Raw genomic sequence first — 19,472 nt, forward strand, 5'->3', positions numbered from 1 at the left:
AATTATGGTATTGAGTAGATTTTGGTTGGTCATTTTTATTTCAGCAATTGTATTTGTAGTGTTTAGTTTGTTTTCTGGAGACAGTTATACCATTGACCACGTTTTGAACGGAAAGAAAGATGATCCAATTCTGGTTTCGGAGAAATTCGCAGAGCAACTTCCTGCTTTTATTAAAGACAGCATCAAGAAAGCACCTGAACAAACCATGATTATCAATCGTGATACGCTAAATGCTGACACAACTTATGTCTATAAAAATAAAACCGTAAAAATATATAGCGGTGTTCAAAAATCAGATGGTTTATTGCCAACGTGTAAAAGTACTTTACTGGAATTAATCCTTCCGCTGATGGCTTATTTGGCCTTTTTCTGTGGATTGATGGAGCTTTTAATCATTTCCGGAGCCTCTGGAAAATTAGCTAAAGCATTGAGTCCCGTTTTTGTAAAAGTGTTTCCAAGTATTCCCAAAAACCATCCTTCCATTTCGTATATGACCTTAAATTTCGCTGCGAATTTCTTAGGATTAGATTCTGCTGCAACTCCTTTTGGTCTAAAGGCCATGGAGAGTTTACAAGAGATAAATCCAGAGAAAGACAAAGCAAGTGATGCACAAATTATGTTCATGTGTTTGCACGCATCAGGTCTTACTTTGATCGCTACTTCTATTATAGGATATCGTGCTGCTGCAAATGCGAGTAATCCTGCTGATGTGATGTTGCCTTGTATTATCACTTCTTTTATAGGAACAATTGCGGCTTTTCTGATAGTTGGAATCAAACAAAAAATCAATTTCAAAAGCGCTTCTTTGGTTATCGTATTGATGGTTTTAATAGCTGCTATTGTTGGTTTATTGATGTATGTCAATCATTTAGATTTAATTGGAAAAAACTATTTCACCTCTAATCTTTCCGCTTTAATATTAATTGGAATAATTGCCTTTACCTTGATATTTTCGTTCATCCATGAGAAAAAATTTACGGAGGAATCTACTACAGTTTTTGAAAGTTTTGTAGTGGGAGCTAATAATGGTGTGAAAACCGGAGTGACTATTTTTCCTTATGTATTGGGAATGCTGGTAGCTATTTCTTTATTCAGAAACAGTGGTTTGTTTGAAATTATTAGCGATTGGATTGCTTTCATTTTTTCAAATATGGGAGTAAGTAAGGAAATCACGGATGCTTTACCGGTTGCTTTACTTCGTCCCTTTAGTTCTGCCGGATCAAGAGGGTTTTTGATTGACTCGATGAATACTTTTGGAGCGGATTCCTTAACGGCGAGATTGAGCAGTATTTTTCAATGTAGTGCCGAAAGTACTTTTTATGTGATAGCCGTTTATTTTGGTTCTGTAAATATTAAAAACACACGTTATGCACTAGGAACCATGCTTGTCGTAGATTTAATCTGTGTGATTACTGCGATTTTTGTTGCGACTTGGTTTTTTTAAAAGAAAAATTTTGGAGTGATGTGATTTCTGAATTAAATTGTAAATCGAAGTATAAAAAAATCGCAATCTCAATACTATTTGAGATTGCGGTTTTTGTGTATTTTAAGCTTAGATGTTAATCCATTTCCATTTCTGGAACATCACCTTCAATAATTAAAGTTGCTTCAGTAGAAGCGATAATATGTTCTACAGTTACACCTGGAGCGCGTTCTAATAATTTGAAACCTTGCGGCGTTACTTCTAAAACGGCTAATTCGGTGACTACTTTTTTAACGCAGCCTACGCCGGTTAATGGTAACGTACATTTTTTAAGTATCTTAGATTCTCCAGCTTTATTGACGTGCATCATGGCTACAATAATATTCTCGGCAGAAGCGACTAAGTCCATTGCTCCTCCCATTCCTTTGACCATTTTGCCTGGGATTTTCCAGTTGGCAATATCACCATTTTCGGCAACTTCCATTGCACCAAGGATTGTTAAGTCAACATGTTGTCCGCGGATCATTCCAAAACTGAATGCTGAATCAAAGAAACTTGCTCCGGGCAAAGTAGTGATGGTTTGCTTTCCTGCGTTGATTAAATCAGCGTCTTCATCACCTTCAAAAGGGAATGGACCCATACCTAGAATTCCGTTTTCACTTTGAAATTCAACGTCAATTCCTTCGGGAATATAATTAGCTACTAATGTTGGAATCCCGATTCCGAGATTCACGTAATAGTTGTGTTTTAATTCTTTTGCAATACGTTTTGCAATTTGATTTTTATCTAAAGCCATAATTAGAAAATTTTTCTCACGGTTCTTTGTTCAATTCTTTTTTCATATTTCTCGCCTTGAAAAATTCTATTTACAAGTATTCCCGGAATATGAATTTCGTTTGGATCTAAACTTCCTGCAGGCAATAATTCTTCTACTTCGGCAATGGTTATTTTTGCTGCTCCGGCCATACAGGGGTTGAAGTTTCTTGCAGTTCCTTTGAAAACTAGGTTTCCAGCTTCGTCACCTTTCCATGCTTTTACGATCGCAAAATCAGCATTGAAAGCATGTTCCATAACATGCATTTTTCCATTGAATTCGCGCACTTCCTTTCCTTCGGCTACTTCAGTTCCATATCCGGCTGGTGTGAAAAAAGCTGGAATTCCTGCTTGTACCGCACGACAACGTTCTGCTAAAGTTCCTTGAGGAATAAGATCCACTTCTAGTTCTCCAGAAAGCATTTGGCGTTCAAATTCGGCATTTTCACCTACGTAAGAAGAAATCATTTTTTTGATTTGGCGCTTTTGCAAAAGCAGTCCAAGACCAAAATCATCAACACCTGCATTGTTTGAAATACAAGTTAAATCTGTAGTTTCTTTTTTTACTAATTCGGAGATGGAATTTTCTGGAATACCACATAATCCGAAACCGCCAAGCATGATAGTCATCCCGTTTTCAATTCCTTGAAGGGCATCCTGAACGTTATTTACTTTTTTGTTAATCATATAAGTGATTTGCTATTTGTCGAATATTTATCTAATGATGGATTTTGTTTTAAATTGTCTAGGAATCTCAAGATTTAGTTCTAATGACGATAGCCCTAGCCCAGATAGCAGTGAAAATCCTTTTTTGAGGTTTTAACCGAAAAAAAGATTGCAACGTATAGCTGGAATAGCTCCTGATGAAAATTTTACAATTCAAATTCTTCGGTATCTTGTTCTACAGCCGTCGTGTCTACTACTTTTCTAGGTACATAACAGTCTACTTTTATTGAAAGATTTGCGGGTCTTTCAAAGCTTTCCTTAGAAACTTTAAGGGCTGGATCAGCATAACAGAGTTTCATAAAATAACCCCAAACTGGTAATGCTGCTGTGGCTCCCTGACCGTAAGTGATGCTTTTGAAACGTGCCGAACGGTCTTCACAACCTACCCAAACTCCAGTTACCAGATTAGGAACCATTCCCATAAACCAACCATCAGACTGGTTTTGAGTAGTTCCTGTTTTTCCTGCAATTGGATTTTTGAAAGAGTACGGGTAACCTGTCCAACGGTTGTCTCCGTTACCGCCGCCAGTAGTTCGTAAACGGTCTCCAGATCCACCTTCGGTTACACCTTCAAGCAATTTGACAACTGCGTAAGCGATATCTTTATTTAAAACATCATGTGATTCTGGAATAGGTTCATAGATAATAACGCCGCTTTTATCTTCAATTTTAGATATAAATTGCGGTTTCATATAAACGCCTTGATTGGCAAAAGTGCTATAAGCAGCAACCATATCTTCAACAGTGATTTCAACTGCTCCTAAAGCAATGGATGGCTGCAAAGGAATCTCTGATTTCACCCCTAATTTATGTGCTAAATCAACAACGGCTTCCGGACCTACTTTGTCCATTAATTTTGCTGAAACAGTGTTTATAGAATTGGCCAAACCTCTTTTCAAAGTAACCATTCCGCGGTATCTGTTGTCTGAGTTTTTTGGTTCCCAATCTTCGGTAACATTATGACGCCCTTTTCGAATCATAAACGGTCCATCAATAATTGAGTCACACGGAGACATATTCAGTTGTTCGATAGCGGTTGCGTAAACGAATGGTTTGAAGGTAGAACCCACTTGTCTGGCACCTTGCCCTACGTGATCGTACTGAAAATATTTATAATTGATTCCGCCAACCCAAGCTTTTATATTACCAGTTTGTGGCTCCATTGCCATCAATCCAGATTGTAAAAAATGTTTGTAATATCGAATAGAATCCAGTGGTGTCATGATGGTGTCTTTTTCTCCTTTCCAAGAAAATACGGTCATTTTTGCTTTTTCACTGAACGATTTTATAATTTCTTCCTCGCTTTTGTCCATTGATTTCATCACGGCCCAACGGTTAGAGGATTTCATTGCTTGATTTAATATTTTTTGTGTTTCAGCGGTGGAAATATTCACAAAAGGAGCATTTTTATTTCCTTTAGATTGAATAAAAAACTCCTCTTGAAGGTTTGCCATGTGCGCCGTAACCGCTTCTTCAGCGTGTAATTGCATTCTGGAATCAATTGTAGTGTAAATTTTCAGACCGTCTTTGTAAATATCATAATCAGAACCATCCGATTTTTTATTTTCTTCGGCCCATTTTTTCATGTAATCACGCAGGTATTCTCTGAAATAGGTTGCCGTTCCGTCTTTATGCGTCTCTAATTTGAAATTCAATTTTATCGGCAAACTTTGCAGTCTTTCTTTCTCTTCTTTTGAAATGATTTTTCCTTTTTCCATTTGCAAAAGCACCACGTTTCTGCGGTTTTTTACACCTTGTGGATTTCTGATAGGATTGTACAAACCAGAATTTTTAAACATTCCCACTAATATTGCTGATTCGCTGATGGTTAAATCCTTCGGTTCTTTAGAAAAATAAGTTTTGGCAGCTGAACTGACACCAACAGAATTGTTTCCAAAATCATATACGTTGCAATACATGGCAATGATTTCATTTTTAGTGTATTGTCTTTCTAATCGAATAGCGATAATCCATTCTTTTATTTTTTGTACAATTCTAAAAGGCAAAAATTTAGAGCCTTCTCCGTGAAATAATTGTTTGGCTAATTGCTGTGTCAATGTACTTGCTCCACCACTGGTTCCAAAACTAGAAACAGCACGTAAAGTTCCTCTTGCATCAATACCGGAATGTTCATAAAAACGAGCATCTTCCGTAGCAATTAAAGCTTGAACCAGATTTTTTGGTAAATCAGAATACTTTAGTTGTGATCTATTTTTTTCGAAATATTTACCCAAAACCACTCCGTCCGCCGATATGATTTCGGTAGCTAAATTAGAATCGGGATTTTCTAAATCTTCAAAAGAAGGCATAGAACCGAAGATTCCCCAAGAAGCAAACAGGAAAAATAAACCTACACTTCCTAGGCCAATAAAGAATATTTTCCAAAATTTCCTTTGATAATGTGCAACATCTTTGACAGTACCTTTTGCTTGATTGTTATTTTTTTTGATAGCCATAATACTATTTTATTCTTTTTTTTCTATTCTAAAACCTACCTCTGTAATTCCATCTAAAGCTGTTACACCGGGAACTTTGCCGTTTTCTCTAACGGCTTGTTTGATGTGGACTTTGTATTTTGAGCGAAACTTTACATTCTCCTTATAAAAGAGTTTGCTTTCTTTTATATCTGTAAATCCATCGCCTAATAATGTTCCGTCCGGATCTGCCATTTGGTATTCAAGCGTGTCAACTTTTGTAAAACCATTTGGTAGTTCTAAGGCCACGATTAAAAACAAATTATTGTATTGATAATCGTTATTAGCCCTTAAATTCACAAATAAATTGTATCGTTTTGTGGAATCCAATTCCGGTAAATTGAAGGTAACAATACTGTCTTTATGCCAGCTGCTTCCAACAGATTTGTATTCATCAAAAACTCTTTTTTTATCACATGAAGAAAAGAGAATCACCACTAAAAGAAGTAAAGCGCTATTTTTTATCCACATTTTTAGTAATAATTATTGGTTTTCTAGGCTCTGCGGGTTTTTTATCAGCAGGAGCTTGACGGTTATTGTTTGCAGGTTTATTGTTGTTTGCTGGCTTATTGTTATTGGCAACAATTACATTTTCTCCCGCAGGTTTGCGTTTTTTATTTGGTTTTTTCTTTGCTTTAGGTTGGTCAAAACGTGTTAGACTTTCCTGACCCATCGCGTTATTAAAGTTTTTCTCAGGCTCAACAATTAACTCAATAGCATAATCTTCTAACGAAGTAACTTTATTTTTTAGTTTGTTTTCAGCAACAATTTCTTTGACCTGATCAATTTTCAATACATGCCAATTTGCGAAGTTATTGGTGTAAGCAAACCACATTAAACCTTTGAAAATATCTTGTTTCTGGCAAATAGCATCTCCTTTTTCGGTAACTAATTTTGTTTCAAAATCAGGGAAATGTTTCAAAGCATCCATATACGTATCCAGCTCGTAATTCAAGCAGCATTTTAACTTTCCGCATTGTCCAGCCAGTTTTTGCGGGTTCAAAGACAGTTGTTGGTAACGCGCCGCAGAGGTGTTTACACTTCTAAAATCCGTTAACCAAGTAGAACAACATAATTCTCTTCCGCAAGAACCAATTCCACCTAAACGAGCTGCTTCCTGACGGAAACCAACTTGCTTCATTTCGATACGAGTACTGAATTCTTTAGCAAAATCCTTAATCAATGCACGAAAGTCAATACGGTCATTTGCCGTGTAATAAAAAGTAGCTTTTGATCCATCACCTTGAAATTCAATATCTGAAATTTTCATTTCCAGTTTTTGAGCAATCGCCAGTTCACGTGCGCGAACCTTCATAGGCTCTTCACGATCTCTTGCTGCTGACCAAATATCAATATCTTTTTGAGATGCTTTTCTATAAATTTTTGGAATTTCATTGCTTGCAGGATTGGCTCCTTTTTTCTTCATTTGAATTTTAACTAATTCTCCTGTCAAAGTTACAATTCCAATATCATGACCTGGCGAAGCAACAGTAGCAACAATGTCGCCCATGCTTAACGTTAGTTTCTCGGTATTGCGGTAAAATTCTTTTCTTCCGTTTTTGAAACGTACTTCAACACAGTCAAAAGGGGCGTCGCCATTAGGCAAACTCATATTTGAAAGCCAATCGAATACCGTTAATTTATTGCAGCTATCGGTGCCGCAAGTCCCATTATTTTTACAACCCTTAGGTGCGCCACCATCAGAAGTTGAACAACTTGTACATGCCATAATCTTATATGTAGTGTTGCGACGAGCACAACTTAAGTTCTTAAAACGTTTAATGTGTAAAGATAGTATTTTTTAATTTTACGGAACAACGCCTATTTGTGCCAATACATCATAAATTTTTAATAAAAAAACCCATTACAAATCAGCTTGTAATGGGTTAATTTCATAGGATTTTATTCTAAATATTTAATCTATGATTTTATATAACTTATCAGATAATCGGATTCTGAACGGTAGTTTAAACGTGCAAGTATCTCCAGAAACTGCTTTTTCTTGTGCTAAATCGTCCACCAGCATTTCTTTGATTACTACTTTTTGTTCTCCAGTTGTTGAACCTTTGATTAGAATCGTATCGCCAATTTTGATTTCATTTTCTTCAATTAAAAACTGACCAATACTTGGTTTTGGAAAAAAATGCGTTCCTTTTCCAATATAAATTTTCTTAACTTTTGGTTCTTTTTTAACGGAAGTCCCGACGCTTCGGGATGGTTTCTCTGCTACAAAAACACCATGCGTTTCTTCGTTGTTTTTGAAAGTCAAAACCTCTGATTTTCCTTTTTTGAAAATCTTATTTCCGTTTTTAATTCCTCTGCGAATGGCTTTTTGTTCTTCTTCCGGCAAATGAATTACAGTTACACATTCAGCAGAACAGCAACCTTCCATTTTTTGTTTGCAAGAGTCACATTGGATAAAAAGTAAATGACAACCTTCGTTCGCGCAATTCGTATGCACGTCACAAGGTTCGCCACATTGATGGCATTGGGAAACAATATCGTCAGTGATTCTTTCGCCCAAGCGGTGATCAAATACGAAGTTTTTTCCAATGAATTTACTTTCTAAACCTTCGGCTTTTACCTGACGCGTGTATTCAATAATTCCGCCTTCCAGTTGGTACACGTTTTCAAAACCTTTGTGTTTGAAATAAGCACTGGCTTTCTCACAACGGATTCCTCCGGTGCAATACATCAATAGTTTTTTGTCTTGTTTGTGTTCAGCAAGTTGTTCTTCGATGATTGGTAAACTTTCACGAAAAGTATCAACATCTGGTTTTATAGCTTTGGTAAAATGTCCAATTTCACTTTCGTAATGATTTCGCATATCGACCACAATGGTGTTTGGATCTTCCAAAAGTTCATTGAATTCCTTGGCTTTTAAGTGAATTCCAATATTCGTCACATCAAAAGTTTCATCAACCAAACCATCAGCTACAATTTTGTCACGGACTTTTACGGTGAGTTTCAGGAACGAGTGATCGTCTTGTTCTACGGCAATATTCAATCGGATTCCTTTCATGAAATCATAGACTTCAATAGAATCTTTGAACGCATAGAAATTATCTGCAGGCAATGATAATTGGGCGTTGATTCCCTCACTGGCTACATAAATTCTGCCCAGAACTTCAAGTGAGTTCCACGCCAGAAATAATTCGTTACGAAATTGTGTTGGATTTGAGATTTGCGCATAAGCATAGAAAGACAGCGTAAGACGTTGTTTTCCGGCATCATCAATCATGATGGCTCTTTCCTCTGCGCTTAATGTGTTATACAGTTGCATGCTATAAACAGTTTTAAGTTGAGAAATATATTTTTTGCAAAAGTATGCAAAAAGGTTCAGAGGAGCAAAGTTTTGAAGGAACTAAGGTTCGTAATCATTAACAATAGACGCTTAATTTTACTTAATTCTTAATGGTTTCATTTTCTTGGAGCTATTCCAGCTTTCCGCTATATCTCTTGTTTCCGCTATCGCTACAACAAGAGGATGTCGCTGCAATCTGGGCTAGGGTAGTTGTGGTGAATAGAATTTTTAGTTTTTCAGAGCCGTAATTATTGTTTTAAGGCACACGAAAGAATTTGTTTAGGAGGTGAAGTGATTTATTCTTCAAATTCTATAGCTTTATTAAGATATTCAATCAGTGGTTTTGTTGTTTTAAAATAGTTGCTAATGATTTTTACTGCCTCTGGACTTGTCAAAACATTGTCACTTATCAATTCTTTGGTACAAAAACCTTTCATTTTTAGCAATTCAATAACTGGTTCCCTTTCTTCAGAAAAATCAGTGAATTTTTTTAATTTACTTTGACCTTGAATACCGCTTGGAAATATATCTTGAAATTGTTTGCTTGAAATTATTCCGTTAATTTCCTCGTATGAATAACTTATTTCTTTCCGAATTTTTTTTAAAAATTCAGGGGTTGTCTGCCAAATTCCACCACCAACCATACAATTTCCTGGTTCAATATGAATAAAATATCCTGCTGTGTTTCCGTGTGGAGCATTTTTATTAAAAACGACCAATACATAGTTTTTATATGGTGTCTTGTCTTTTGAAAACCGCAAGTCTCTGTTTACTCTTGTCAAGCACTTTTTAGGAACTAAATTTGTATTCGCTATTGAAAGGTCTAATTTTGCTAATTCTAACAATAAATTTTCTGTAAAGAAAATAATATCATCCTTGTAGGCTTGATAAATTAGTTTGTTTTGTTCAAACCACTCTCTTGAATTATTTTTTTTAAGTTCTTTTAAAAAGTTTAAAGATGTTTGCTTAATCATTTTACGTACTTAATTTATCTATGTGTTTTATAATTATCTTGATTTGTTTCTCTTCGATTTTTTGAGAAATAATACTTTCTAAAATATCATTTTTTTCAGATTCGTTAAGTTTTTCAAAAGCTTCTAAAACTCCCGATTCCTTGAAGGTTTCTAAAATTTGCTTTTCAGTTATTTCTTCTTTCTTGGATAATAGATAAAGTGAAACGGTAACAATATCGCCCCCTTTTTTATTGATAGCTCTTCTTATTTCACTATTTACAGAAAGCATTTTGTCTTCTCCTTTTATTGGAGCAAGGTTTCTTGCTTCAATTTTATAGGTATCGATTGAACCTGACACTTTTATGTCGCCCCATTTTCCATCAATATGTTTTGAATTTGGAATACGTAAATGATAAGTCCAAGCCCCTTTTCCGTGTTCATGTATTAATTCGAGTTTTTCGTCTTTTATGATATAATCCATTTTACAGTCTCATTTTTTAGCTTTTCCGCAAACTATTAATGCTATCAAATATACACCTCTTTTTCTACCCTAAATATTTCTAGCCCAGATTACTTCACAGGATTATATTTTTATAGGAGTTCAGTGAACTTCGTTTGCAGTGGAAATCCTTTTTTATCCGCTTTTTAGCGGGGAAAAAGATTGAAACGAATAGCTGGAAATAGCTCCAAATAAAAAAACCACGCCGAGACGTGGTTTTAAATTCTATGCTTTGGCATGTATTAGCAATACTCGTTGAAAGCGTCTTTCAAGTTTTCAGCAATTAGTTCTGCTGGGCGACCTTCAATGTGGTGACGCTCTAGCATGTGTACTAATTCTCCATTTTTGAACAAAGCCATACTTGGCGATGATGGAGGAAAAGGGAACATGTGTTGTCTTGCAGCATCAACCGCATCTTTGTCAACTCCTGCAAAAACAGTGATTAAATGGTCTGGTTTTTTAGCGCCATCTAAACTCATTTTTGCTCCCGGACGTGCGTTTCTAGCAGCACAACCACAAACTGAATTTACAACTACAAGCGTTGTTCCTTCTAATTTCATTGCGTTTTCTACCGCTTCAGCACTATGTAAATCTTGAAAACCTGCAGCTGTTAATTCCGCTTGCATTGGTTTTACCATTTCTTCTGGATACATATCTTTTTATTTTAAATCAATATTAATTTTGAGTTGCAAAGTTACAAAGTTTACAATCAAGAATTGGAGTTCAATTATAAAGTTTTGTTATAGTTTGATTGTTATTTCATTGCTTTGAAAGCCACGTGAAAAATAGCTTTTATAAATAGCATTTTCGGACATTTTAAAATCACTTGAATATCTTCGTATAAAGTAGTTTCCTCGTCTAAAAATTTAAAAATCAAACTTGGATTTCCTTTTTTGAACATCGAAGAAAAGATGTGGGAACCTAATTCGTTTTTCCGATCTAAAATGTCTAACAAAAGCAAATCATAAAACCAGAATTTTGTCTTTCTATGAAATTTTGTAAAGTCGGTTTCCCTTTGAAGAAAGGCAACTAATTCACTTGATTTTTTATCGGAGTTTTTGAAAGTGTAACCCGTACTGGCTTTTGTCCAACCGCCGGAAGTTCCTATGTTGAGTACGTTTTTAGTATTTAATTTCCAAAAAGGATAACAGGTCATCGGGATGCTGCCTTGCTCTTTTACGACGATTTCATAGTTCGTTATCCCAAGTTTTTTGATGAATTGTTGGATTTCGTTTTCGTATTCTTCCTTTTTTAAATGCTGGTGCGAAAACAAGGTGTATTCCAGTAAAGCTTCGGTTTTTGAGGTGGGCAACACGTACATGAAACGGGTATTTCCTTTTTGTTCCACCGAAAAATCCATGAAAGTTGCTTGCTCCGAATTGAAAACAGGCTGCTCGCTTTTGATAAACCAACCAATAAAATGTTGTTGTAAAACTGGATATTTTGTCTGGCTTTCTGCTTTGTGTTTGTTGTAAATGCTGTTGAATAATTTCGAGCACGAAAAGGATTCACTTTCGGTTTGTACCAGAATTATAGTTTCGGATTCTTCAATTTCCAAAACTTTATGAGTTAGAAAAGTGATGTTTTCTTGTTTCGAAAGCAAATCAAATACTTGGTTGTAAAAATCCAGCCCTTTTACCATATTGTAGTGGTACGGTTGCAAGTCTAAATCCCTGCGAAAGTTTTCATTGGCAAACAAAGCCGAATCCCATTTCTTGGAAATAGATTGTTCCCAAACCGAATCGTTAATTTTCCAAAAACACCAGGTTCTGTCGTTGGTTTTTTTAGTATTTTCATCCAATAACAAAATACTTGTATTCTTAAATTTTCCGGATTGCACCATTTTATACACGGTCATCAAAGCCGATAATCCTGCGCCGGTAAAAATATAATCGTAGTGTTTCATTTGGGAATTTGACATTTCCCCCAAAAATAGGCAATTTTATTCTTTTAGTTTGGCTAAAATCAGCTTTAATTCTTTTGGTTTTAAGTAGCCGCTGTGCTGAAAAATAATCTCGTTTTCACTGTTCAAAACACATAGAACAGGGAAGTTCAGTTGCTTATTTATTGTTCCCAGTGAGATGGCCAGTTCATGTGTTCCGGAGGTATTTCCTTTGGGTTTGAATTGAAAAGTGGTATTATTGAAAACTACCGTTCGTTTTTCTTCGGCATTGAAATTAACAAAATAAAAAGCAGTGTTAAGCTCCTTGATGATTTCCTCGTTTTTGAAAGTGGTGTTTTTCATCGCATGACAAAATTGGCACCAATAGGTTTTAATGAAAACAATTGTTTTTCTCTTTTCGATACGTTGTAAACTTTCGATTTCTTCGAATGCAACTGAATGCAACTGCGCGAATCCAGCAGGAATCACACAGCATAAAAGCAACAGTAAATAAAGATTCTTTTTCATTATTTTAAGGTATAGCGAAGTCCGAAAAAGCTTCTGATTCCTTGGTTCGGTCCATAGACATAAGTAGTATCAAACGTTAATCCATAAGGATTTTCAGGTGTTGCCAATACTTGTCCGTTCGTATCGTATGTTACATTTTTATCAAAAGGATCATTGGTTCTTGCAATCAAAAATTGATTGTTTTGTTTAGGCAAAAAGTTCAACAGGTTTTTAATTCCAGCATAGAATTCAAAGTGTTGCAAACCAGAATATGTGAATTGAATGTTTTGCAAACTGTACCAAGGCGATTCCGGAGCACGAGGATCTAAAGCGCTCAAAAGAGGCAATTGCATCGGGCTGTACACATTTCCGGTGTAATCTACATTCAAATCAATAGCTTGAATTTTATACGAAACACTCCATGTTGCGGTAAATTTTTCGGTTAGAAAAGGCGTTTCTTTTCGGCCATTTTCAATATTTTTATTGTCAAGCAAAGAAGCACCAGTGATAATCTTTAATCCATTTGGAAAATTAAAATCGATATTCGTACTGATTCCTTGGCTTATCGCATAACCGTTGATGTTGTCATAAATAATTTGGTTGGGATTCGTATCGTAATCCGATACAATTTTATTGCTGAATCGCGTATGAAAAAACGAAGTTTCAATACCGATAAAGGTTCCGTTATCGAAATTTATTTTCTTGATATAATTCAAATTGGCATTTATGGATTGTTCTGGTTTCAGGTTATTTGCGATGACAATTTCACGAGCACCAGTTAAAGCAGCATGATCTTCGGTAAATAAATTCACGACTCTAAAACCTGTTCCGGCATTCAAACGAATGATGTTGTTATCGTCCAATTTCCATTTGTAAGCAATTCTGGGTGTTAAGATGCTTCCGTGAAACGAGTTGTAATCATAACGCATTCCCAGCAACAGCTTGTGTTTTTCAGTAAACGTGATTTCATCTTGAACAAAAATTCCCGGTAACCAGGTTTTCTCGGGGTTGTTATTTCCCAGTTTTGAAGTTGCTGGCGTATTGTCATCGTAATAATTGTATCGGGTGGCAATTCCGGTAAGCAAATCATTTTTCCCTATTTTTTTATCCCAAGTCAATTGTAGAAAACCAATTTTTTGGTTGGCAATATAACTCGTTGTGCCATACCGACTGTCTTGAAAATGTACGTTTCCTGAAAAGGATAGCATTAGTTTTTCCTGAAAAGGCAATTGGTAACTTCCAATCAATTCTGCTCGTTTGGTATAAATGCTTTCGCCGTAAATTTCGTCACCGCCACGATTTTTTTTCTCCCAACGCACATCGCCACCAAAACGGTCTTCATAAACGCCACGTGCCGCAATGGTAAACAATCGATTTTCTTTTCTGTCGAAAGTCCATTTTTGAAAAAGGGAAATTCGGTCAGAAAGAGTAACATCAGTAAATCCGTCGTTATCATTGTCAATTTTTTGATTGTAGTTGAAATAATTTAAACCTAAAAGTGCGGTTGCTTTCTTGCCAACATTGAGTTTTACTCCTAAATCAACATTGGTTTCCAACCAAGAAGTAGAAAACACATCAGCGGAGAAAAGGGGAGCGTTTGTTGGATTTTTAGTAATGATATTGATCAAACCACCCACGGCTTCACTGCCGTATAAAGAAGAAGCGGGACCTTTTACAATTTCTATTCGTTCCACCAGTGAGTTTGGAATTCCGGATAATCCATACACTGTGGATAAACTACTCACTATGGGCATTCCGTCTATCAGAACCAAAGTATACGGACCTTCCAAACCGTTGATGTGAATGTCGCCGGTATTGCAAACGCCACAATTCAGTTGCGGTCGTACTCCATTTACATTCTGCAATGCTTCATAAATACTGGCTGTTGGATTTTTCTTGAAAAATATTGGAGAATAAACTTCGACAGGAACAGCGCTTTCTAATCTTTTTACCGCTTTCAATGTTCCCGAAACAACGACTTCGTTGAGTTGGTTTTCGGCACTTGAAAGTTCAAAATCCAAAATGTTGTTTTCATTAATTTTGACAATTATATTCTTTTTTAAAGTTTGAAAACCTTCTGCAACAATTTGTATTTTATAATTTCCTTCATCAATATTTCCGATAGTGTACTTTCCTAAACTATCCGTTTGGGCTGTGTATTTTGTTCCAATTATAGATACAAGAGCCTCCGAAACTCCTTTTTTTTCTGATGAAACAAATCCCGAAAGACTCGTTTTTTCTTGGCTGTAGCCAAATTGAAACATCAGAAAAATAAATAACACACATAATTTTTTCACTATACTTAAATTAAATTTAGACAAAGCTAAAAATTATATTTTGCAAAACAAATTTTTTAATTACATTTGTATCAATAACTTAATTGATTTAGTGAGAAGTCTGAAATATGAAATCAAAAAACGTTAATCTTCAATCTTAAATTAAATGACCTTTTCAGAAGAAAATTATCTCAAGACCATTTACCACCTTACTTCCGTTTCGGATGCTGATATCAGTACCAATGCTATTGCTGAAAAAATGGAAACCAAAGCATCGTCCGTTACTGATATGCTTAAGAAACTTTCCGAAAAAGACTTGGTGAACTACATAAAATATCAAGGTGTTTCCCTTACGGATAAAGGAAAATTAGCGGCGAAGATGATTGTTAGAAAACACCGACTTTGGGAATGTTTTCTGGTGGAGAAACTAGATTTTTCTTGGGATGAGGTACACGATATCGCAGAGCAATTGGAACATATCAAATCTGAAAAACTGATCAATAAACTCGATGATTTTCTTGGAAATCCTACCGAAGATCCGCATGGCGATCCCATTCCTGATGCGCAAGGAAGAATTATTAAAGTTGAAAAGCAACTGCTTTCTGAATTCGAGAAAAACCAAATCGGGATTTGTGTGGGTGTCAAAGATACTTCGTCAGATTTTTTAAAATATTTAGACAAACAGGAAATTGCTTTAGGTTCCCAAATTGAAATTATCGAAAAGGAAAGTTTTGATTCCTCTTTCCGAATTCGGGTTGGAACCAAAGAAATAACGATTTCAAATAAAATAGCCAGTAATTTATATATCAAATAATTATGTTTCAATCTATAGTAGATTATTTCACGAGTATCGACCCAATATTAGCCGCTTTGTATGCGAGTTTGTTCACTTGGTTTCTGACCGCGTTAGGTGCTTCTTTCGTTTTTATGTTTAAAACCATGAATCGAACGGTTCTTGACGGAATGCTCGGTTTTACCGGTGGTGTTATGGTTGCGGCCAGTTTTTGGAGTTTATTGGCTCCTGCCATTGAAATGACGGGCGGTGAAGGATTTGCGAAAGTTATTCCTGCAGCTTTTGGTTTTTTCCTTGGCGCGCTTTTTATTTTCGGAATTGATAAAGTGTTGCCGCATTTGCATATCAATTTTAAAGTTACCGAAGGAATTAAATCGCCTTGGCAACGCACCACATTGTTGGTTTCGGCGATTACATTGCACAATATTCCGGAAGGATTGGCGGTTGGAGTTCTTTTTGGTGGGGTTGCTGCCGGGATTCCGGAAGCTTCCATCGCGGGTGCTGTTACGTTAGCAATTGGTATTGGAATTCAGAATTTTCCGGAAGGAATCGCTGTTGCCATGCCGTTGCGCAGAATGGGAATGAGCCGATGGAAAAGTTTTATGTACGGACAATCTTCAGCATTAGTTGAGCCGGTTGCCGCTGTTTTAGGTGCTTTTGCAGTCACATTTTTCACTCCAATTTTGCCGTACGCTTTGGCTTTTGCAGCAGGCGCGATGATCTTTGTAGTGGTCGAGGAAGTGATTCCGGAAACGCAACAGGATAAAAATACGGATATTGCCACGCTTGGATTCGTTGGAGGATTTATCGTGATGATGGTTTTGGATGTTGCTTTGGGGTAAGAATGTATTGGTTTTAAAAAGAATATAGTAATCCTTAAACATAGCGTATGAAAAAGTCAATTCTATTCCTTTTTATGATATTCAGCAGTGTAGTTTTGGCGCAAAGCCAAGAATCACAAAAAGTTAAATACACAACTATAAAACAAAAAGTATGTCCCAATCAAAAAGGATTTCAGTTGGTTTTGAAAGCTGTTGTTGCTGATTCTCGTTGCCCTGAAGGTGTAACTTGTATTTGGGCGGGAGAAGTTAGTGCTGTTGTTTCGGTGTACAAAGATTCAAAATTAATTGAAGATACGACTTTGGTGTTTTCGATGAAAAACGAAGAAGACAATAAAAAGTGGTTCTCTAAATATCTGCCTGAAAAACAGAAGAAGATAAAAAACATCGGTGTGGTGCCGTATCCAAAAGAAGGAAGCAAGATTAATCCGGAAGATTATTATCTGAAAATTGGTTATCTAAAGTAATATTAACTACAACCACAATCACCGCTGCCACAATCTTTATCGGATTTTTTCTTTTTGAAAAAGAATTTTTTAATCAAAAAAGTCAGTGCTATTCCGAGTGCTAAAAAAGCTAAAATTTCTTGAATTTCCATATTGTAAATATAAGAAAAAGCAACCTTTTGGGGTTGCTTTTTTGCGTTAAACTAAAGACAAAGTTTTTACAACTGCGCCATGATTCCAAAGTTAATTCCAAAAGGCTGACCTGGTCGTAAACCTGCAGGAACTCTAGAAACTGCATATTCTTTATCCAGTAAATTAATAATATTTCCCATCAAACTGATGTTTTTGTTGAGGTGGTATTTAGCCGAGAAATCTATAATGAAATTTGAAGCGACTCTGTTATTCGCCGGAATAGTTCCAACACCCGCTTCAGTTCTGAAAGCATCTACGTATTTTCCGCTTAGAGCAAAATTGAATTTTTCAGTTTCAAATGCTGTTGTGATAGCCAACTGATTTTTGGCGATGTATGGAATTTCATCTCCACTTTCTACAGTTCCCCAAATCGTGCTGTTGAAATTATTTTTCAATTCCGTGTCCGTCAAAGTATAGGAAACAGTAACCGGTAGTTTAAACCCTTTTTCTCGGTTGTTGATAACATCGTAGGTTGCCAGTAATTCGATTCCTTTTACGATAGCTTCTCCCACATTGAATAAATCTCCAGTTCCAGCTCCTCCGCCTGACATTGAATCTGAGCCTTGAAGATTTGAAAAGTTGTTGTAATATCCAATGATTTCACCTTGCAAAGCATTTTTGTGAAAACGGAACCCTAATTCGGTGTTCAAACTGCTTTCTGCATCTTCGCCAGCTTTCACACCCGGAGGTGAAAACCCTTTATGAACGCTTGTAAAAATATTGTAATCGTCGTTTATTTTATACAAAATCCCCATTCCTGGAATCCAAACATTTGTTTTATTGTTGGCTCTTGCCAAAGTTGTTCCTGCTCTAAGCACATCATTTGTACCATAATTCAACGAATTCAATTTGATGTCTTCGTAACGAATTCCAGGTGTGAAAGTGAATTTATCAATACTCAAATTGTAAAGAATATGCGCTGCAATGGCTTCGGCTTTTACGATAGCATTGGCGTCAGTTCCAGGAGTTCCGTTGCTGGTTCTGTTCATCACACCGTTTTGAATTGCATATCCGTCAACCCATTGGAAACGGTCTTCAAAATCTTCATGGTAGCGGATACCAAAATCAATATCGTGTTTTGTTTTTCCGGTTTCAAAAGTGTAGTTCGCTACGGTTTGAATTCCTTTTGCTTCATACATACGGTTGTTCGCTTTCACCAATAAAGCGTTGTTTATTGTGTTGTCAGCACCTGTTATGGCGCGGTATTCTGCATTGTAAGTTTCAGGATCTGTTAGAATGTTATTGATGCTGACCTTTGATGCACCAACTTTTACGGCATCTAATTTGTACCAGTTTCTGGCAAATTCATTTTTATATGCTTTAGTAGTAATACTGAAGTTTTCAAACGGTTTAATCAAGTGCGTCAACATGATTTGTTTGTGCTCCGTTTCGATATAATCTTCATTGGAACCTACATATCTTCGGTATGGATTGTTAGCATAATCGGCATCGGTTAAGCCAAGGTAGGTTTCGTTTGCTAAATCTTCGCTGTACTGAATTTTTGCTGTTAAGGATTGATATACTTTTGCATCTGCATTTGTATTAATCCTGAATTTTGCCACATAATCATTTCCTTGAAAACCAGTATTTTTTGAGCTGTTGTCAATTTTTTTGAATCCATCAGAATTTCGGTTGTTGTATTCTAAGACATAACCAAAATTTTTATGTTCATCGCCAATATTCACGTATGTTTTTTTTGTGTTAAAACTTCCAATACTAGCTATTACACGACCTGAAAACCGATTTGGTATTTGAGTCGAAACCATATTCATGGCGCCTCCAGTTGTGTATGGGCCGTATTGGATTTGGCTTCCGCCTTTCAATATCTCGAAAGATTGCATTCTGTTTACCGTTGGGAAATAATAAGCAGCAGGAGCAGAGTATGGAGCTGGAGCAATAAGAATTCCATCTTCCATCAAGGTGATTTTTTCACTTCGATTTGGGCTGGTTCCTCGCATTCCAATATTTGGGCGTAAACCAAAACCATCTTCTTCTTGGATAGTAACTCCTGGAACAGTTCTTAGAATTCGGGAAACATCGTCGTAGTTGAAGGTTTTTAATTCTTTTGGAGAAATAAAATAAGTAGAACCTGCTTTGTTTTTGGCTTTAAATTTACTGCCAACGATCGCATCAGTGGTGATGATGACTTCATTTAAACTTTCAATACTGTCTTTTTGGGTTTTCGAAAGTTCCTTTTCTTGTGCAAACAAAGCTGACGTAACTAATAGTGAAGCTGCAATTATATTATTCCTCATTTTTATTTAGATTAATTCTACGCTGCAAAGGTAAAATCGAAATCTTATTTAGACAAGATAAAAATAATAAAAATTGGAAGTTTAACTTTT

At 36.0% G+C, this 19,472-nt stretch carries 18 protein-coding genes; 4 read left to right on the forward strand and 14 right to left on the reverse strand.

The window, feature by feature from the left end:
* The first annotated feature begins 4 nt into the window (after positions 1-4).
* On the forward strand, positions 5-1,444 hold the full coding sequence (locus tag DR980_RS10560; protein WP_113635857.1) for a nucleoside recognition domain-containing protein: 1,440 nt from the start codon (positions 5-7) through the stop codon (positions 1,442-1,444).
* 115 nt (positions 1,445-1,559) lie between these two features.
* Here the strand turns inward: DR980_RS10560 and DR980_RS10565 are convergent, their stop codons facing one another.
* The 12 genes from DR980_RS10565 to DR980_RS10620 all read right to left on the reverse strand — a co-directional run bounded on the left by DR980_RS10565 (position 1,560) and on the right by DR980_RS10620 (position 14,845).
* Positions 1,560-2,219, reverse strand: coding sequence for a CoA transferase subunit B (locus DR980_RS10565; RefSeq protein WP_113635859.1), 660 nt, complete (start codon positions 2,217-2,219; stop codon positions 1,560-1,562).
* Positions 2,220-2,221: 2 nt separating this feature from the next.
* The gene (locus DR980_RS10570; protein WP_113635861.1) at positions 2,222-2,923 is read right to left on the reverse strand and encodes a CoA transferase subunit A; all 702 of its coding nucleotides are present in this window, start codon (positions 2,921-2,923) and stop codon (positions 2,222-2,224) included.
* A gap of 185 nt (positions 2,924-3,108) precedes the next feature.
* Complete coding sequence (locus tag DR980_RS10575) at positions 3,109-5,418, reverse strand: penicillin-binding protein 1A (RefSeq protein ID WP_113635863.1); 2,310 nt, start codon at positions 5,416-5,418, stop codon at positions 3,109-3,111.
* A gap of 9 nt (positions 5,419-5,427) precedes the next feature.
* Positions 5,428-5,907, reverse strand: coding sequence for a gliding motility lipoprotein GldH (locus tag DR980_RS10580; protein WP_113635905.1), 480 nt, complete (start codon positions 5,905-5,907; stop codon positions 5,428-5,430).
* Entirely contained in the window at positions 5,891-7,165 is a 1,275-nt protein-coding gene (locus DR980_RS10585; RefSeq protein ID WP_113635908.1) for a PSP1 domain-containing protein, read from the reverse strand. The genes DR980_RS10580 and DR980_RS10585 overlap by 17 nt, the downstream gene beginning before the upstream one ends.
* A 186-nt stretch (positions 7,166-7,351) precedes the next feature.
* Positions 7,352-8,719 carry an oxygen-dependent tRNA uridine(34) hydroxylase TrhO gene (trhO, locus tag DR980_RS10590; RefSeq protein ID WP_113635910.1) on the reverse strand — a complete coding sequence of 456 codons (1,368 nt, stop codon included), beginning with the start codon at positions 8,717-8,719 and terminating at the stop codon, positions 7,352-7,354.
* Between the two features lie 317 nt (positions 8,720-9,036).
* Positions 9,037-9,714: a DUF2461 domain-containing protein gene (locus tag DR980_RS10595; protein WP_113635913.1), complete on the reverse strand. Its 678-nt coding sequence runs from the start codon at positions 9,712-9,714 to the stop codon at positions 9,037-9,039.
* 1 nt (position 9,715) lies between these two features.
* Entirely contained in the window at positions 9,716-10,174 is a 459-nt protein-coding gene (locus DR980_RS10600; protein WP_113635915.1) for a DUF1905 domain-containing protein, read from the reverse strand.
* A gap of 260 nt (positions 10,175-10,434) precedes the next feature.
* Positions 10,435-10,845, reverse strand: a complete 411-nt coding sequence (locus tag DR980_RS10605) for a BrxA/BrxB family bacilliredoxin (protein WP_091172289.1) — start codon at positions 10,843-10,845, stop codon at positions 10,435-10,437.
* 101 nt (positions 10,846-10,946) lie between these two features.
* Positions 10,947-12,098, reverse strand: a complete 1,152-nt coding sequence (locus tag DR980_RS10610) for a lycopene cyclase family protein (RefSeq protein ID WP_113635916.1) — start codon at positions 12,096-12,098, stop codon at positions 10,947-10,949.
* A 36-nt stretch (positions 12,099-12,134) separates the two neighbouring features.
* Positions 12,135-12,602 carry a thioredoxin family protein gene (locus DR980_RS10615; RefSeq protein ID WP_113635918.1) on the reverse strand — a complete coding sequence of 156 codons (468 nt, stop codon included), beginning with the start codon at positions 12,600-12,602 and terminating at the stop codon, positions 12,135-12,137.
* A complete protein-coding gene (locus DR980_RS10620) occupies positions 12,602-14,845 on the reverse strand; it encodes a TonB-dependent receptor (protein ID WP_113635920.1) in 2,244 nt (747 codons plus the stop codon). The genes DR980_RS10615 and DR980_RS10620 overlap by 1 nt, the downstream gene beginning before the upstream one ends.
* 178 nt (positions 14,846-15,023) lie before the next feature.
* Here DR980_RS10620 and DR980_RS10625 point away from each other — a divergent pair, with 178 nt between their 5' ends.
* The 3 genes from DR980_RS10625 to DR980_RS10635 are packed head-to-tail and all read left to right on the forward strand — an operon-like array spanning position 15,024 to position 16,956.
* The gene (locus tag DR980_RS10625; protein ID WP_113635922.1) at positions 15,024-15,671 is read left to right on the forward strand and encodes a metal-dependent transcriptional regulator; all 648 of its coding nucleotides are present in this window, start codon (positions 15,024-15,026) and stop codon (positions 15,669-15,671) included.
* Positions 15,672-15,673: 2 nt separating this feature from the next.
* Positions 15,674-16,492: a ZIP family metal transporter gene (locus DR980_RS10630; protein ID WP_113635924.1), complete on the forward strand. Its 819-nt coding sequence runs from the start codon at positions 15,674-15,676 to the stop codon at positions 16,490-16,492.
* A gap of 47 nt (positions 16,493-16,539) precedes the next feature.
* Positions 16,540-16,956, forward strand: coding sequence for a hypothetical protein (locus DR980_RS10635; protein WP_113635926.1), 417 nt, complete (start codon positions 16,540-16,542; stop codon positions 16,954-16,956).
* Between the two features lie 2 nt (positions 16,957-16,958).
* Here DR980_RS10635 and DR980_RS10640 read toward each other — a convergent pair whose 3' ends face one another.
* Positions 16,959-17,087 carry a FeoB-associated Cys-rich membrane protein gene (locus DR980_RS10640; protein WP_113635929.1) on the reverse strand — a complete coding sequence of 43 codons (129 nt, stop codon included), beginning with the start codon at positions 17,085-17,087 and terminating at the stop codon, positions 16,959-16,961.
* Positions 17,088-17,153: 66 nt separating this feature from the next.
* Entirely contained in the window at positions 17,154-19,382 is a 2,229-nt protein-coding gene (locus DR980_RS10645) for a TonB-dependent receptor family protein (protein ID WP_113635932.1), read from the reverse strand.
* Positions 19,383-19,472 lie beyond the last annotated feature (90 nt).

It is taken from the genome of Flavobacterium psychrolimnae, from assembly GCF_003312425.1.
Taxonomy (GTDB): Bacteria; Bacteroidota; Bacteroidia; order Flavobacteriales; family Flavobacteriaceae; genus Flavobacterium; species Flavobacterium psychrolimnae.